Raw genomic sequence first — 15,852 nt, forward strand, 5'->3', positions numbered from 1 at the left:
AAATCCCTCAAACAGTATTTATTTGTTTGAGGGATTTTTTATAATCGAATTAAAATTATCTTTCTTATTTTGCTGATTCGAATTCCTTTAAGAATCGAGTGTCATTCTCAGAGAATAATCTTAAGTCGCTAACACGATACTTAAGGTTGGTGATTCTCTCAACACCCATACCAAAAGCATAGCCAGTATAAACACTACTGTCAATGCCACATGCTTCCAATACATTAGGATCTACCATTCCACAGCCAAGTATTTCAACCCAACCTGTGTGTTTACAGAATCCACATCCTTCTCCACCACAGATGTTACAAGATATGTCCATCTCTGCAGAAGGTTCGGTAAATGGGAAATAACTGGGTCTTAATCTAATCTTAGTATCGGCTCCAAACATTTCACGAGCAAAAGAAAGCAACACTTGTTTCAAGTCTGTAAAGCTTACATTCTTATCAACATACAATCCTTCTACTTGATGGAAGAAACAGTGAGCACGTGCACTTATTGCCTCATTGCGGAACACACGTCCTGGACAAATTACTCTAATAGGAGGCTCATGTGTCTCCATATAGTGGCTTTGGTCGTTAGATGTGTGAGAACGAAGAATGACATTGTTGGTTACTCTTTCATTATCTGCTTCAATAAAGAAAGTGTCTTGCATATCTCTAGCAGGGTGATCTGCTGCGAAATTTAATTTAGTGAAGACGTGAAGGTCATCATCTATCTCAGGACTACTTGCGAGAGTGAAACCCATTCGTTGAAATATTTCGATGATTTCGTTCTGTACAAGCATTAGAGGATGGCGTGTTCCGAGTTTTATTGGATATGAAGTACGAGTGAGATCGAGCAGACTATTCTGTGTTTGTGCAGAGCATGTATTTTCTTTTAACTCGTTAATCTTATCAATAGCTAGTTGCTTTAGTTCATTAATTTTCATACCAACAGTTTTCTTAAGTTCTGCAGGTACATCTCTAAAGTCGTTCATTAGCAGTGAAATCTCACCCTTCTTGCTAAGATATTTTATGCGTAGTTGTTCTATTTCTTCGGCGTTGTTGGTAGACAATCCCTTAACTTCTTCAAGAAGTTTCTCTATCTTCTCTGTAATCATATGTTTTATTTTTTCAATGCAAAGGTAATATTTTACTATGTAAATACGAAATATATCGAATTAAAATTGTAGTTTTGCACTTGTAAATAAGAAGAGATTCGAGAGTCTCTGTTTTGCTATTATGATGAGAAAGTTTTTATTTTTTATCCTTTTCATAGCTATTGTCTCAGCTATGTTTTGTCCTTTTGTGGGATGTTCTAATAAGAAACCAGTTTCTGATTCAATCGTAACTGATACTGTAAACGTTGATACTGTGGCGCAAGACTCCGTAGAGGAGGTTATTGCAGAGACGCCTGTACCTAAGGCTGCCGATGAACTTTTCGATGATTTCTTTTTCAATTTTTGTGGAAATAAAAAACTTCAGTATAAGAGAATACAGTTTCCTTTGCCTGTAGTAGAAGCAAATAAGACTACAATGTTGCAGAAAAATCAATGGAAAATAGATCATTTCTTTATGCGCCAGGAGTTTTATACGCTTATTCTTGATAACATACGACAGCTTGAGTTGTCGAAAGATACAGCTATAAAGCATGTTGTTGTAGAGAAAATTTATCTAGAATCCAGTATGGTTAAACAATATGTTTTTAACAAGATAAATGGTCAATGGATGATGACTTCTATTCTTGTGAAAGCAGTTGGCAACAACCAAAACTCTTCTTTCTTAAGCTTTTATAAGAAATTTGTATCTAATGAAGCTTTCCAGCAAGAAAGTATTAATAGCCCATTGATATTTGTTGGTCCTGATCCAGATGATGACTTTAAGAACATTACAGGCTCTTTAGAACCTGAACAATGGTCTGCTTTTGCTCCAGAACTGCCTCAAGGAATTCTTTATAATATCCTTTATGGGCAGAAGTATACTGAAAGTTCTCAAAAAATCTTTTTAATTAGAGGTATTGCAAATGGTTTGGAAACAGAGCTCACCTTTAAGAAAAAAGCAGGAAGATGGAAGCTAACAAAACTTAGTACATAAGCAATTGTTATGAGAGACCTTCGAAATTATAATTTATTATCACATAATACATTTGGTATAGACGTTGAATGTAAACGTTTTATAAGCTTCGAAACAGCTGAGGAAATACATTCTTTTATTGCGAGTAGAACAAAATCTGACTTTCCAACTCTTGTAATTGGAGAGGGTAGTAATTTATTATTCACTCAAAACTATCCTGCAACTATTTTACATTCAGCAATAAAAGGCATCGAAACAACATCTTGCTCAGAAGGCATCTTGGTGCGTTGTGGCTCAGGAGAGCATTGGGACGATGTGGTAGATTTCTGTGTCTCGAAAGGTTGGAGTGGCTTAGAAAATATGTCATATATACCTGGAACGGTTGGAGCAAGCGCTGTTCAGAATATTGGTGCTTATGGTTCCGAGGCAAAGGATGTCATCTATCGTATCGAAGCCATAGATCTGTCTAATGGTGAAAGTGTTGTTTTAAAAAATGAAGACTGTAACTATGGCTACAGAAAAAGTAAATTTAAGACTATTTGGAAAGGTCGTTTTTTTATAACACATGTAACCTATTTGGTGAAGAAAGAGTTTCAACCTAACGTGTGTTATGGTAATATTAAAGCCGTTTTAGCCGAGAAAGGAATAGAAGTTCCAACGCTATCGCAACTTCGTGAGGTGATTATTGAAATAAGAAAGAGCAAGCTTCCAGAACCAAGTGAAGAAGGAAATGCAGGTAGTTTCTTTATGAATCCAATTGTATTACGCTCTACTTTCGAAGCACTTCTTGCCCAATATCCCGATATTCCTCATTATTTTATTGATGAAGAACACGAGAAAATTCCTGCAGGTTGGCTTATTGAGCAATGCGGTTGGAAAGGAAAAACACTTGGAAATGCAGGTGTTCACGCCAAACAAGCATTGGTGTTGGTAAATAAAGGTGGTGCAAGTGGAAACGAGATTCTAACACTTTGCAACACAATATGCAACGATGTGCAAAGTAAGTTTGGGATAACCATTCACCCAGAGGTAAACATCTTATAGTTATTCACGATGTTTGCTCATTAAATAACTTCAATTTTAATGATGATAAAATTACGCTTTTTGGGTACAGGAACATCGAATGGGGTACCTGTTTTAGGTTGTAATTGCGCTGTTTGTAAAAGTCGTGATAGTAAAGATAAGCGTTATCGCACATCTGCTTTGATAGAAACTGATAACACAAGAATAGTGTTAGACTGCGGACCTGATGTACGAATGCAGCTTCTTCAGGTTCCTTTTAGACCCATTAATGCCGTTTTAATATCTCATATTCACTACGATCATGTAGCAGGAATTGATGATCTTCGCCCCTTTTGTCAATTTGGTGACATTGATGTTTATGCCAATTCATCAACAGCCAAGGCGTTAAAACAAACCATGCCTTATTGTTTTACCGATGAACTTTACCCAGGAGTACCTCGCTTAAACTTGCATACTATCGAGAGTGGAAGGGCTTTTAAGGTGAATGAGGTAGAGATATTGCCCATCAAAGTATATCATGGTAAATTACCTATACTGGCTTATCGATTTGGAGAAGTGGCTTATATCACCGACATGAAGACGATAGATGATGCAGAAAAAGAATTATTGAAAGGTTTAAAAGTGTTGGTGGTAAATGGATTACGATGGGAAAAAGAACACCATTCTCATCAACTAATAGACGAAGCCATAGCTTTTTCAAAATCTATTGGAGCAGAGAAAACATTTTTAACTCATGTCACTCATGAGATTGGTTTGCATGTCCAAGCATCAAAGTGTTTACCAAACAATGTGTATTTTGCTTATGATGGACTTGAAATAGAGATATAATAACGTTTTTCTGGTTGTTATTGCATCAAAATTAAGGATAATTTGAGTATAAAAATAATTCTGAATTTCATCCCCTTATTATATAAACCTAAATATTGTTTTTTTTCTTTGAGAAAAAATGCTGAATGTAAATGATAAATTCATGATGAAAAAGACTCTATTTAGTAGTGTATCGGTAAATACCTAGAGTTTTATAGGCTTGATAAAATCTAAGGATATATAAAAAAGGAATTGTGTTGATTCACAATTCCTACATAAAGAGTGGGGTGGTAGATGGGACTCGAACCCACGACATTCAGAACCACAATCTGACGCTCTAACCAACTGAACTACAACCACCATGTAAATGCTTTCTTGTTGAAAGCGAGTGCAAAGTTAAGGGATTTACTTGAAACTACCAAATAAATCCCTATATTTTTTATAAAATTTCTATTTCTCAGGTGTTTTAGGTGTTTGTTGAGTTGCTTGAGGAGCAACATCACCAGTTGTAGGTTTTGTATTTGCTGTTGAAGTAGCACCAAATCCAGGAGTTGTATTTGGATTTGTTGCAGGAGCTTCAGTAGACATTCTTTCTACAGCACTCTCTTCTGTTGCAGCTTTTGGTGCCACATAAGCACATATTACACTAAGAACTACCATCGAAGCAGCTAAAGTCCAAGTTGTTTTTTCAACTACATCTGTTGTTTTACGTACTCCCATAATAGAGTTGCTAGATGAGAAGTTAGAAGCTAGACCTCCGCCTTTAGATTCTTGTATCAATACAATAGCAATCATAAAGAAAGAAGCTAACAGGATTAGGATAATAAATAATGTGTACATCTTTTATTTGTTTATTTATTTTTATTATTAAGTATCAATTTTTCTAAGAAACGTAATTGATCTGCAAAGTAAACATTTTTTTTTGGATAATTCAAATATAAACGCTTAATTATTTCAATTGCACGTTCATATTGTCCCTGTTTTATATATATTTTTGCAAGAGTTTCAGTGAGATAGCCTTCTTCAGAGAGTGGTTTACTTTCGTCGTTACCTTCTAGTTGTGGGGTGTACTCGGGTTCATCTTTAAGCTGAATGCGTCCAGGTTCTTTATTGATAAACTTATCTATCAAACTTTGACCCTTCATTATAGATTCACCTTCTTTCTCATTCTTTTCTTCTTCGCTTTCTATTTCTAGAAGATATGAAACGTAATCAACAGCAGCATCGGCAGGAGTTGGCTTTCTTTGAGGCTCTTTTTTCTCTTCTTCTTCGGGAATAGACTCTAAGAATGTGTCGATAAGACTAATTGTTCTGTTATTGTCTTGAATAGTTTCTTTCTGATCATTTGCCTGCTTTGATTCTTTCTTTAAACAATAATGAACTGCCTCTACTAATTCAAAAAGAATCTTTTTATCAGTTAGGTAGATTGCAGAACGACGCAATTCTTCATCAAAAGCAGAGTCATGAAGAATATAAAGATTTTTTAACATCAATAAGCGGGCAGGCTGGTAATAAGGGTAAATGGCAAGAAAACTACGTAAATCATACAGAGTTTCCCTACTCATTATTTCTGGATGTTCTATTAAATAACTTATATCCATTATTCAATTTCTTCTTTCTTTATTACCAATTAGCCACTGTGGCATTAAATATTTGTTCGGTTAAGTCTTTTACCATTTGCGTAACTAACTCTTCTTGAACGGAACTTAGGCTGCGGGTTGTTTCATAAGACTGAGATGCGGTGAATTGTCGTTCGAAGTCTTCGCTGTGATTTTTATTATTGGTAAAGCGCACATTTACAGTGATAGAAAGTTCTGTTTGAGCCGAATAACCCTCACTTGAAACCGACTTATTACGTTGTGAATATTGTGTAATTTCTCCTTCGATCTTTAGATCTCCATTTCTTTTCACTTGAATAAGACGGGTATGATTAGCATAAATATCTTTTAATTCATTGTTAAAGATAGATGCCATTGGTCCCCATACGTAGGTTGAACGAATTGGGAAATCATTAATTTGAATGGTCTTTGTCTTTGTATAATCTATACTTGCACCATTAAATTTATAAGAAACAGAACATGCGAGCAATAAGACACAAGTTAATAATAAGGGAAGAATAGCAAATAACGCTCCTCTTAAACCTTTAGTTCTGTTTATGTTATGCTTCATCAAGTCCATATTGTCTTATTCTTCTATATAATGTTCTATCTGAAATACCCAAATCTCTCGCTGCTTTCTTTCTATTTCCTCCATTCTTTTCGAGAGCTTCCTCTACCATTTTACGTTCAAAATCATTCAGATTTAAGCTCTTAGACTCTGCTATTTCCTCTGCCTCAGCATCTTCAATGGGTAAAGGATTCAAGGTTACTGCATGATGTCTTACAACAGGATGTACTTCGGGTGCAGGGAGATGTTCTTCTTTCGCTACATTTGAAAGCTTTGCATTAAATCCTCCAACACCATTTAGATGTTGCGTTTCATCTAATTGTTTTCGCAAATTAGCCATTTCTTGACGTAAATCACTTACATTTCCACGCAGTTCATAAAGAATCTTATACAGGATTTCACGTTCACTTTCATACGAATGAGAACCATTTTTTGATATTGGAGCTAACTCTGTGCTTTCTGGGTCTTCAGGGATAAATTGAGTTAAATCCTTAGCATCAATTTCTCTTTCTGCACTAAGTACCGACATTTGTTCTGTTATGTTTTTAAGTTGCCTTACATTTCCTGGCCACTTATAACGCAACATTATTGCCTTAGCATCTTCTGTTAATGTTATTTTAGGCAAATGATAGGTCTCTGCCATCTGCATAGCAAACAAACGGAAGAGTAAAAGTATGTCATTACCTCTATCTCTTAATGGTGGAATTTGAATAGGAATCGTGTTTAAACGATAATAAAGGTCTTCTCTAAATCGTCCTTCGCTAATTGCTTTGCGCATATTTACATTGGTTGCTGCAACTATACGTACATCTGTTTTTAATATCTTTTGTCCTCCTACTTTTATATACTCTCCTGTTTCAAGTACTCTCAACAAACGAGCTTGAGTAGCAATGGGCAATTCTCCCACTTCATCTAAAAAGATTGTCCCTTTATTAGCGATACCAAAATAGCCTTCACTTTCTCCAATTGCTCCAGTAAAAGAGCCTTTCTCGTGTCCAAAGAGTTCACTATCTATTGTTCCTTCAGGTATAGAACCACAGTTAATTGCAAAGTATTTCTCTCTGCGTCTTGTTGAATTATCATGAATAATGCGTGGAATAATTTCTTTACCCACACCACTCTCACCAATAATAAGCACAGAAAGGTCTGTAGATGCGACCTGCAAAGCCACATCCAAAGCTCTATTTAAACCATCACTATTTCCAACAACATTGTAGCGTTGTTTTATATTTTGCAAATCTGAAGTGTTCATTTTGTTACAAAATTACGCATTTTATTTGAATTAGAGATTTAGAAGATAAGTCTTTTTCTCTTTTTAAGAGAAGAAAATTTACTATGGTTGCATATATAAATATCAAGAGTTCCCTACTTTCTTTGATTTCATATAAAATCTAAATCTCCACTAAAACTAGCCTAGCAATATTCCTATTGATAGTAATAAGCCGTAAATAAAGATGTTTCTAGCTGTTTTTCCCAGAATTTTGTTTAACTCTTTTCCTTTATCAATAGTTTTCATTTCAATGAAGGTAGATATATGAAAAGGCAAAAACAATAGAGGTAAGAAACAAGCCATAAGGTTTGAATGGATAAGAAAAAAAACTCCGAGTAATAAAACAGTGATTCCAATTCCACAATATAAAAACAATGTATTTTTTTTGCCAATGTAAACCACTAGTGTTTTCTTTCCTGCCGCCTTGTCATTCTCGATATCTCTAAAATTATTTACAATTAAAAGTAAATCTATTATCAGTCCACAATTAATGGCTGCAATAAGAATATCAAGATTAAACAGTGTAGAACTTGCTAAAGAAACTAGATAATATGTGCCTAAAACAGGTACTAACCCGAAGAACACAAGAACAAGCACATCACCTAATCCCCAATAAGATAGATGTGTTGTGTATAGGAAACAGAAGGCAATACAAGCTAATCCCAGCAGAATAAGCTGATACCCTCCAAATAAAATAAGAGGAAACCCAATTGTACTTGCTATAATTGTAGTTAGAATTATTGCACGAAACATACTCTTAGGTTTTATCCATCCTTGTGCACAAGCACGCTTTGGGCCTAATCGATTCTCGTTATCATTACCTCGTTTGAAATCGAAATAGTCATTAATAAAATTTGCATCAATCTGCATAACAACAGCAAATGCAAAACAAAGAATCAATGGTAATATATTTATACGATGCCCTCCATGCACAAAAGCCCATGCTGCTGCAATATAAACGGGAGTTATTGCACTTATTAAGGTTTTGGGACGAGTGGCAAGTAGCCATGCTGTCCAAGAGTTTACTGCTATTCTTTGTTCCATAATATTGCAAAAATAAACATTTAATTGTATATTTGCAAAATAATAACGGCAGATTTATGAGCAGTAGAGAGGTAAACTTAGAGCTAATGTCATTTGTAGAAAGTAATATTCTTCCACAATATAATAGCCTTGAATCACATCACGGATTAAGTAAAATTCTAAACGTAATAAAACAGAGTTTACAGCTTGCAAGAATTACAACTGCTGATATTAATATGGCTTATACTATTGCTGCCTACCATGATTTAGGGCTAAATGGACCTAAAGCGATACATCACATCACAGGAGGAAAAATATTATCTAAAGACGCACGCTTGTTAAATTGGTTCTCAAAAGAACAAATTACAACAATGAAGGAGGCCATTGAAGACCATAGAGCATCGATGGCTCACGCTCCAAGAAGCATATATGGTTGCATAATAGCGGAGGCTGTACGAGATTTAAGTCTTGAAACAGTGTTTAAAGATACTATTACAGTAATTCGTAAACAAAATCCTAATGCAAGAAAAGAAGAAGTTTTTAGAATCTTCAAAAAACATATCACTGCCAAATATTCTATTAATGGTTACATTCGTTTATGGATACCTTATTCTAATAATGCCAAGGGGTTAAAAGAAATTAGACGTATTATTGAATCGGAAGTAGAACTTCAAAGCTCTTTTAATCGCTACTTTATTTTATAAGCATGAAAGAGTAAGGGAAAATGTTATTGACTTTATTATTCAAAAATAATGTTTTTAGAAGGTAAAAATATTGAGATTGTGGTATAAAAGCATCACTTTCTCAAGACTAAAAGTTCATATATACTGGCTCTGTCGAAAATCTTCCTGCCTCTGTTATAGTGAACAATAATTTTCAATATACTTGAGGATTACTATAATATTAATAGGTCTCGTCTTGAGAAATGGTATAATCTCAATGTGCTAATTGTGAATCTTCTGTTGTAAAAAAAATAAATCCTAGGAATAACATATAGTTCTCTCCTAGGATTTATTATTGTTTGTTTGGAATAAGTTTTATTTATAAATTAAGCTTCAGCGTCAGTGTGAGGGATTACTGAGACATAGCTCTTATCTTTGCGACCCTTACGGAAGTTTACTACTCCGTCTACAAGTGCGAAAAGAGTATCATCTTTACCAATACCTACATTTAAGCCTGGGTTATGTTTTGTACCACGTTGACGTACAATGATGTTACCAGCGATAACATTTTGACCGCCCCATACTTTAACGCCTAATCTTTGTGAAGCTGATTCACGGCCGTTCTTTGAACTACCAACACCTTTTTTATGTGCCATTCTTAAATCCTCCTGTGTTTTAAGCGATAACTTGTTTAACTTCTACTTGAGTGAATTGTGCACGATGACCATTCTTTTTACGATAGTCCTTGCGACGTTTCATCTTGAAAACGATAACTTTGTCACCCTTTACAAGTGGATTCACTACTTCAACTACAACTTTTGCTCCGTTTACAGTGGGAGTTCCAACTGTGACAGTACCTTCTTTATCTATAAGAAGAACTTTGTCAAACTCAACAATTGCTCCTGTTTCTACATCTTGGATGTGGTGAACAAAGAGTTTTTTACCCTCTTCAACTTTGAATTGTTGACCTTTAATTTCTACAATTGCGTACATTATATAATAATATAAATATTATTTCCGCAAGGCGAATAACAGCTCTGTTATTACTTGTGCGAGCCTATACGAACTAAATTGTTGCAAAGTTAGTAAAAATATATCGAATATAGGGTGTTTTGTTTTTTTATACTAGATTGTTTTATGATAAATTAATAAATAAAGTCCCATCATATCATTGATATAATGGGACTAATTCTAAGTTGTTCGTATTAGTTACTGAACTTCACTAATTATTTAACTGAATCTGTTGCAGTTGTATCAGCGCTTGTTGTGTCAACTTGAGCAGTTGTATCATTTGCTAATGAATCAGTACCAGCTGCTTTTTCAGTTTTGTTACCACAAGATGCGAATGAGATAGCTGCGATAGCTACGAACATTAAAACTAATTTCTTCATTTTCTTTGCCTTTTAATTTACTGTAAAACAATCATTTGTTTATTAAAACATTGCAAAGGTAAGACTTTTTTTTTTACTCAACTCTTTTTAAGCTGTTTTTTTTTAGTGTCTTTTGTAACTAATCTGTAATTGATTGTTTATCAGTGTTTTGTGAATGTTAAATAAAAGTTAAAAATTTTATTGTCTTGCTTTTATCTTATTTCTTTAGTCGATTTTGTGCGCACACAATATAAAACTTGCAGCTTTCCCATATCCATTTCGGGCTAAATGTTGTATCTTTGTAAGCCAATTAAAATAGGTTATATATATAATAAGGTGAAAGAGTGCTTCAATAGAAGTTTCTTTTCATAATGAGAGTAAAATAAAAAATGATAGATACATCTGCTTTTCAAGGTAAAACAGCAGCATATTATACCTTAGGTTGCAAATTAAATTTTTCTGAAACATCTACTTTTGGTAAAATGTTACAGGGCATGGGCGTTCGAACAGTTGAACGTGGAGAACGTGCCGATATATGTTTGATCAATACATGTTCGGTTACTGAGGTGGCAGATCATAAGTGCCGCCAAGCAATTAACAGGATGGTTAGAGAAAATCCAGGCTCTTTTGTTATTGTAACAGGCTGTTATGCGCAATTAGAATCTGAGCGAATAAGCAAGATGGAAGGTGTTGATTTGGTCTTAGGAAGTAACGAAAAAGCCAACTTAATTCAGTATCTTTCAGACGCATGGAGCAATGGCGAGGAAAAGAATATCAATGATTCGTCATTCCATTCGGTTAAAACAAAAGATATAAAGACTTTTGCGGCATCATGTTCTCGTGGTAACCGTACTCGATATTTTTTGAAAGTACAAGATGGTTGTAGCTATTTTTGTACTTATTGTACGATTCCTTTTGCTCGAGGTTTCTCACGGAACCCTTCTATTTCTTCATTAGTTGAGCAGGCAGAACAGGCCGCAAGAGAGGGAGGAAAAGAGATTGTACTTACTGGAGTGAATATTGGTGACTTTGGAGTAAGTACAAATGAAACCTTTTTTGATTTGATTAAAGCCCTCGATAAGGTTGAAGGCATCAAAAGATTTCGTATTAGTAGTTTAGAACCAGATTTACTTAGCGATGAAATTATAGAATACTGTGCTAATAGTAGAGCCTTTATGCCGCACTTTCATCTGCCTCTTCAAAGTGGTTCTAACGATGTACTGCGTTTAATGAAACGTAAGTATGATAGGGAGCTATTTGCAGATAAGGTGCATAAAATAAAGACTTTAATTCCTAATGCTTTTATAGGAGTAGACGTGATGGTTGGAAGTAGAGGAGAGAAGCCTGAGTTTTTTGAAGATTGTTATAATTTCCTTGATAGCTTAGATGTTACACAGCTCCATGTGTTCCCATATAGTGAGCGTCGTGGAACTGCAGCTCTAAAGATTCCATATATCGTGAATGATAAAGATAAGAAGTTGCGTTCAAAGCGTTTACTCGATCTTTCTGATACTAAAACACAGGCTTTTTATGCAGCTCATTTAGGTAAAACGGCTCAAGTCTTATTTGAAAAGAATATAAAAGGAAAGGCAATGCATGGCTTTACTGATAACTATATTAGAGTAGAATTGCCTGCTAATCTTTCAAAAGAAGAGTATGATAATCAAATAATGGCAGTGCGACTAGTAGATTTTAATCACGATAAATCTGCTGTAAAAGTGGAACTCTTATAATAAATAAGGTGAAATGAAAGTTGCAGTTATTATCTTAAATTGGAATGGTCGTGAGATGTTAGAGCGCTATTTACCGCAAGTTATGCAGTATTCGAGCTCTGATGCAGAGGTGTTTGTTGCCGATAATGCTTCAACGGACGATTCGGTTGAATTTGTATCTCAACATTTTCCTATATGTAAACTTATTCAATTAGATAAGAATTATGGTTTTGCTGGAGGCTATAACAAAGCTTTAGAACAAGTGAATGCCGACTATTATGTTTTATTGAATAGTGATGTTGAAGTAACTCACGAATGGTTGGTACCTTTAATAGAGTTTATGGATAGCCATCAACACGTTGCTGTTTGTCAACCAAAGTTATTATCGATTGTTGATAAAGATTCTTTTGAATATGCAGGGGCATGCGGAGGCTTTATAGATAAATACGGATATCCTTTTTGTAGAGGTCGAGTTTTTGATACAATAGAGCAAGATTTAGGTCAATATAATAATGTAATGCCCATCTTTTGGGCAACGGGTGCTTGTCTTATGGTGCGTAGTGAGTGTTATTGGGCAGTGGGTGGACTAGACGATTCGTTCTTTGCTCACAACGAAGAGATTGATTTTTGTTGGCAACTTCACCAACTTGGATATGATATTTATTGTGTCCCTGATAGCGTAGTATATCACCTTGGAGGGGGAACACTGCCTAAATCTAATCCTAGAAAGACTTATCTTAATTTCCGAAATAATCTTGCAATGTTATATAAGAACTTGCCCAAAGATGAATTAAAGTCAATAATGAGAACTCGTTTCGTTCTCGATTATATTGCAGCATTTAAACTCTTATTATCTGAAGGAGGATGGAAGGACTTTCAAGCTGTTGTGAAAGCTAGGAAAGATTTCAAACAAATGATCCCTCAATTAGCAGTTAAACGCAAGTATATACAAGCAAATGCTGTGCAAAAAACGATCAAAGAAAGAATGTCTTTCTTCTTGTTATGGCAATATTATGCAAAGAAACGAAAGTTATTTTCTCAACTTGAAACAGTAGAGAATTAACGGATTGTCTTCCTCTTCTTTTGTCTTTGTCAGTTAAAAGAAGGTAAGTCATAAATAAAATAAGGGTTCTATTCGCTAAAACAACAAAGAGAAAATTTCGAAAAAGTTCGACTTTATCATTGTAAATATCTTTTGTTGTACTTGTGCAAATGCCCATAATTTAGTAAATTTGCGCATTAATTGTGTATACATAAATAAAAAAATATAATGAATATTTCTTACAAATGGCTGAAAGAGTATGTAGATTTTGAACTTACTCCACAGCATGTTGCGGAAGCACTTACCTCATGTGGACTTGAAGTAGGAGGCTTAGAAGAAGTACAAACCATTCGTGGTGGATTAAAAGGATTATATGTAGGTAAAGTTTTAACATGTGAACCACATCCTAATAGCGACCATTTACATATTACAACAGTAGATCTTGGTAAGGGAGAACCACAACAAATTGTTTGTGGCGCACACAATGTGGCTGCAAATCAGAAAGTGATTGTAGCAGACTTAGGCTGTGTTTTGTATGATGGAGACAAAGAATTTGTAATTAAAAGAAGTAAGCTAAGAGGCGTGGAGAGCCTTGGAATGATTTGTGCCGAAGATGAAATAGGAGTAGGAACAAGTCATGATGGTATTATTGTTTTGCCAGAAGATGCTCCAATAGGAATGCCTGCGGCTGAATATTACAATTTAGAAAGCGATTGGGTGATTGAAGTTGATATCACTGCAAATCGCTCTGATGCTTTAAGTCACTATGGGGTGGCTCGTGATTTGTATGCATGGCTAAAGCAAAATAATTATCAAACAGAGCTTCATAAGCCCAATTGCGATGCTTTTAAAGTTGATAATGAGTCACTAACAATTGATGTAGAAGTAAAGAATTCTGAAGCTTGTAAACGTTATGCATGCGTTAGTATCAGCAATTGTGAAGTGAAAGAAAGTCCAGAATGGCTACAAAATAAATTGAAGATAGTTGGAATTCGTCCTATCAACAATATCGTAGATATCACCAACTACATTATGATGGCATACGGACAACCTATGCATTGCTTTGATGCAGATATGGTTGCAGGTCATAAAATTGTTGTTGCCACTCAGCCAGAAGGCACCAAATTCATCACATTAGATGGCGAAGAGCATATCTTAAGCGAAAGAGATTTGAGTATATGTAATGCAAATGAGGCTATGTGTATTGCGGGAATCTTCGGCGGAAAGGGTAGTGGTACATATGAAAATACACGCAATATAGTTTTAGAAAGTGCGTATTTCCACCCAACTTGGATAAGAAAAAGCGCAAGACGTCACGGCTTAAGTACAGATGCAAGCTATCGTTTTGAACGTGGTATTGATCCTAATGGACAGGTATATGCTTTGAAACAAGCCGCAATTCTTTGCAAAGAGTTAGCAGGTGGACAAGTATCTATGCAAATAAAGGATGTTTATCCTGAACCAATCGAAGGCAGTAAAGTGGTGCTTACTTATGATTACGTAAACTTACTCATTGGAAAAGAGATTGGAAAAGATACTATAAAAAGCATCGTAACCAGCTTAGATATGAAGATTGAAGCAGAGAATGAAAATCAAATAGAACTTCTTATTCCTGCTTATAGAGTAGATGTTAAGCGTCCATGTGACGTTGTTGAAGATATACTTCGTATCTATGGTTATAACAATGTAGAAATTCCTTTGCAACTAAAAGGTACCTTAACCATTCCAACAGATGAGGATAGAAATCGTAAATATATCAATCTAATCTCAGAACAGCTTGTTGGAGGCGGATTTAATGAAATCCTGAATAACTCTCTAACTAAAGTTTCTTATTATAAAGACCTCAATTGTTATACAGAAGAAACAACAGTTAAGATTCTTAATCCTTTAAGTGCAGACCTTGGAGTGATGCGCCAAACTCTTTTATTTGGAGGTTTAGAAAGTATTGTTCGCAATGCTAATAGAAAGAATTCTAATCTTAGATTCTTTGAATTTGGTAATTGCTATCACTATGATGAGTCGAAGAAAGAGGCAGATAAGTTGATAAAAGCATATACACAAGATCAACATTTAGGACTTTGGGTTACAGGAAAGAGAGTTGAAAATAGCTGGACTCACCCCAACGAAGATGCTTCATTCTATGAGCTAAAAGCTTATGTTGAGAATATCTTAGTACGACTTGGACTTTCACTTCAATCAGTTACACTTGCAAAAGGCGAAAATAATATTTTCGAGGATAGTATTTCTATCGTGACAAAGGCAGGTAAGATGATTGCAGAATTGGGAGTTGTTGCATACAAACTAACAAAGAATATGGGTATAACCAACGAAGTATTCTTTGCAGATATCTATTGGGATAATTTGTTGAAGGCAGTGAAGAAATACGTAGTAGAATATAAAGAAATTAGCAAATATCCTGCTGTAAGTCGTGATTTGGCATTGCTCGTTGACAAAACTGTTGAGTTCGAACAAATCAAAGAAATAGCTTATTCTACAGAAAAGAAACTCTTAAAGGCTGTAGAACTATTCGATGTGTATGAAGGAAAGAATCTACCTGAAGGCAAAAAGAGTTATGCTGTTAATTTCATCTTACAAGATGAGCAGAAGACTTTGAATGATAAACAGATCGATTCAATCATGAAAAAGCTCATAGATAACCTCACTAAGAGATTAAATGCCGAGTTAAGATAATTGTAATAATAAATAAAATAAATATTATTTCC

The 15,852-nt window shown here is 34.9% G+C and carries 16 protein-coding genes and 1 tRNA gene; 7 read left to right on the forward strand and 10 right to left on the reverse strand.

Annotated features, from left to right (window positions below; all coding sequences use genetic code 11):
* Positions 1-64 precede the first annotated feature (64 nt).
* Positions 65-1,102 (reverse strand): phenylalanine--tRNA ligase subunit alpha, encoded by a 1,038-nt coding sequence (pheS, locus tag HMPREF0669_RS01525; protein WP_009228830.1) that lies wholly within the window; start codon positions 1,100-1,102, stop codon positions 65-67.
* Positions 1,103-1,226: 124 nt separating this feature from the next.
* Between pheS and HMPREF0669_RS01530 the strand changes: the two genes are divergently transcribed.
* Genes HMPREF0669_RS01530 through HMPREF0669_RS01540 form a run of 3 tightly spaced genes read left to right on the forward strand, consistent with a single transcriptional unit; the run spans position 1,227 to position 3,905 of the window.
* Positions 1,227-2,075: a DUF4348 domain-containing protein gene (locus HMPREF0669_RS01530; protein WP_009228829.1), complete on the forward strand. Its 849-nt coding sequence runs from the start codon at positions 1,227-1,229 to the stop codon at positions 2,073-2,075.
* Positions 2,076-2,084: 9 nt separating this feature from the next.
* Positions 2,085-3,098: a UDP-N-acetylmuramate dehydrogenase gene (murB, locus tag HMPREF0669_RS01535; protein WP_009228828.1), complete on the forward strand. Its 1,014-nt coding sequence runs from the start codon at positions 2,085-2,087 to the stop codon at positions 3,096-3,098.
* 42 nt (positions 3,099-3,140) lie between these two features.
* Positions 3,141-3,905 carry an MBL fold metallo-hydrolase gene (locus HMPREF0669_RS01540; RefSeq protein ID WP_009228827.1) on the forward strand — a complete coding sequence of 255 codons (765 nt, stop codon included), beginning with the start codon at positions 3,141-3,143 and terminating at the stop codon, positions 3,903-3,905.
* Positions 3,906-4,167: 262 nt separating this feature from the next.
* Here the strand turns inward: HMPREF0669_RS01540 and HMPREF0669_RS01545 are convergent.
* From HMPREF0669_RS01545 to menA, 6 genes are all read right to left on the reverse strand, one after another.
* Positions 4,168-4,244 (reverse strand) — tRNA-His (locus tag HMPREF0669_RS01545).
* Positions 4,245-4,334: 90 nt separating this feature from the next.
* Entirely contained in the window at positions 4,335-4,724 is a 390-nt protein-coding gene (gene secG, locus HMPREF0669_RS01550) for a preprotein translocase subunit SecG (RefSeq protein ID WP_009228826.1), read from the reverse strand.
* A gap of 11 nt (positions 4,725-4,735) precedes the next feature.
* On the reverse strand, positions 4,736-5,485 hold the full coding sequence (locus HMPREF0669_RS01555; RefSeq protein WP_009228825.1) for a hypothetical protein: 750 nt from the start codon (positions 5,483-5,485) through the stop codon (positions 4,736-4,738).
* A 22-nt stretch (positions 5,486-5,507) separates the two neighbouring features.
* Positions 5,508-6,053: an LptE family protein gene (locus HMPREF0669_RS01560; protein ID WP_009228824.1), complete on the reverse strand. Its 546-nt coding sequence runs from the start codon at positions 6,051-6,053 to the stop codon at positions 5,508-5,510.
* Positions 6,043-7,302 carry a sigma-54-dependent Fis family transcriptional regulator gene (locus HMPREF0669_RS01565; protein WP_009228823.1) on the reverse strand — a complete coding sequence of 420 codons (1,260 nt, stop codon included), beginning with the start codon at positions 7,300-7,302 and terminating at the stop codon, positions 6,043-6,045. Before HMPREF0669_RS01565 ends, HMPREF0669_RS01560 begins: the two co-directional genes overlap by 11 nt.
* Before the next feature lie 156 nt (positions 7,303-7,458).
* Positions 7,459-8,364 (reverse strand): 1,4-dihydroxy-2-naphthoate octaprenyltransferase, encoded by a 906-nt coding sequence (menA, locus tag HMPREF0669_RS01570; protein ID WP_009228822.1) that lies wholly within the window; start codon positions 8,362-8,364, stop codon positions 7,459-7,461.
* 56 nt (positions 8,365-8,420) lie between these two features.
* Between menA and HMPREF0669_RS01575 the strand changes: the two genes are divergently transcribed.
* Complete coding sequence (locus HMPREF0669_RS01575) at positions 8,421-9,047, forward strand: hypothetical protein (RefSeq protein WP_009228821.1); 627 nt, start codon at positions 8,421-8,423, stop codon at positions 9,045-9,047.
* Positions 9,048-9,391: 344 nt separating this feature from the next.
* On the opposite strand, the gene rpmA is transcribed toward HMPREF0669_RS01575, so the two are convergent.
* From rpmA to HMPREF0669_RS10350, 3 genes are all read right to left on the reverse strand, one after another.
* Complete coding sequence (gene rpmA / locus HMPREF0669_RS01580) at positions 9,392-9,661, reverse strand: 50S ribosomal protein L27 (protein WP_009228820.1); 270 nt, start codon at positions 9,659-9,661, stop codon at positions 9,392-9,394.
* A gap of 19 nt (positions 9,662-9,680) precedes the next feature.
* On the reverse strand, positions 9,681-9,998 hold the full coding sequence (gene rplU / locus HMPREF0669_RS01585) for a 50S ribosomal protein L21 (RefSeq protein WP_009228819.1): 318 nt from the start codon (positions 9,996-9,998) through the stop codon (positions 9,681-9,683).
* 233 nt (positions 9,999-10,231) lie between these two features.
* Complete coding sequence (locus HMPREF0669_RS10350; RefSeq protein ID WP_009228818.1) at positions 10,232-10,396, reverse strand: hypothetical protein; 165 nt, start codon at positions 10,394-10,396, stop codon at positions 10,232-10,234.
* A gap of 368 nt (positions 10,397-10,764) precedes the next feature.
* On the opposite strand from HMPREF0669_RS10350, the gene mtaB reads away from it, so the two are divergent.
* The 3 genes from mtaB (at position 10,765) to pheT (ending at position 15,820) form a co-directional block, all read left to right on the forward strand.
* Positions 10,765-12,108: a tRNA (N(6)-L-threonylcarbamoyladenosine(37)-C(2))-methylthiotransferase MtaB gene (mtaB, locus tag HMPREF0669_RS01590; protein ID WP_009228817.1), complete on the forward strand. Its 1,344-nt coding sequence runs from the start codon at positions 10,765-10,767 to the stop codon at positions 12,106-12,108.
* 13 nt (positions 12,109-12,121) lie between these two features.
* Positions 12,122-13,150 carry a glycosyltransferase family 2 protein gene (locus HMPREF0669_RS01595; RefSeq protein ID WP_009228816.1) on the forward strand — a complete coding sequence of 343 codons (1,029 nt, stop codon included), beginning with the start codon at positions 12,122-12,124 and terminating at the stop codon, positions 13,148-13,150.
* Positions 13,151-13,357: 207 nt separating this feature from the next.
* Entirely contained in the window at positions 13,358-15,820 is a 2,463-nt protein-coding gene (gene pheT / locus HMPREF0669_RS01600; protein ID WP_009228815.1) for a phenylalanine--tRNA ligase subunit beta, read from the forward strand.
* The last annotated feature ends 32 nt before the right edge of the window (positions 15,821-15,852 follow it).

This window comes from Prevotella sp. oral taxon 299 str. F0039 (assembly GCF_000163055.2).
GTDB lineage: Bacteria > Bacteroidota > Bacteroidia > Bacteroidales > Bacteroidaceae > Prevotella.

Coding starts and splice junctions, on each gene's coding strand:
- pheS (WP_009228830.1), bottom strand. CDS start 1,102: ATGATTACAGAGAAGATAGAGAAACTTCTTGAAGAAGTTAAGGGATTG.
- HMPREF0669_RS01530 (WP_009228829.1), top strand. CDS start 1,227: ATGAGAAAGTTTTTATTTTTTATCCTTTTCATAGCTATTGTCTCAGCT.
- murB (WP_009228828.1), top strand. CDS start 2,085: ATGAGAGACCTTCGAAATTATAATTTATTATCACATAATACATTTGGT.
- HMPREF0669_RS01540 (WP_009228827.1), top strand. CDS start 3,141: ATGATAAAATTACGCTTTTTGGGTACAGGAACATCGAATGGGGTACCT.
- secG (WP_009228826.1), bottom strand. CDS start 4,724: ATGTACACATTATTTATTATCCTAATCCTGTTAGCTTCTTTCTTTATG.
- HMPREF0669_RS01555 (WP_009228825.1), bottom strand. CDS start 5,485: ATGGATATAAGTTATTTAATAGAACATCCAGAAATAATGAGTAGGGAA.
- HMPREF0669_RS01560 (WP_009228824.1), bottom strand. CDS start 6,053: ATGAAGCATAACATAAACAGAACTAAAGGTTTAAGAGGAGCGTTATTT.
- HMPREF0669_RS01565 (WP_009228823.1), bottom strand. CDS start 7,302: ATGAACACTTCAGATTTGCAAAATATAAAACAACGCTACAATGTTGTT.
- menA (WP_009228822.1), bottom strand. CDS start 8,364: ATGGAACAAAGAATAGCAGTAAACTCTTGGACAGCATGGCTACTTGCC.
- HMPREF0669_RS01575 (WP_009228821.1), top strand. CDS start 8,421: ATGAGCAGTAGAGAGGTAAACTTAGAGCTAATGTCATTTGTAGAAAGT.
- rpmA (WP_009228820.1), bottom strand. CDS start 9,661: ATGGCACATAAAAAAGGTGTTGGTAGTTCAAAGAACGGCCGTGAATCA.
- rplU (WP_009228819.1), bottom strand. CDS start 9,998: ATGTACGCAATTGTAGAAATTAAAGGTCAACAATTCAAAGTTGAAGAG.
- HMPREF0669_RS10350 (WP_009228818.1), bottom strand. CDS start 10,396: ATGAAGAAATTAGTTTTAATGTTCGTAGCTATCGCAGCTATCTCATTC.
- mtaB (WP_009228817.1), top strand. CDS start 10,765: ATGATAGATACATCTGCTTTTCAAGGTAAAACAGCAGCATATTATACC.
- HMPREF0669_RS01595 (WP_009228816.1), top strand. CDS start 12,122: ATGAAAGTTGCAGTTATTATCTTAAATTGGAATGGTCGTGAGATGTTA.
- pheT (WP_009228815.1), top strand. CDS start 13,358: ATGAATATTTCTTACAAATGGCTGAAAGAGTATGTAGATTTTGAACTT.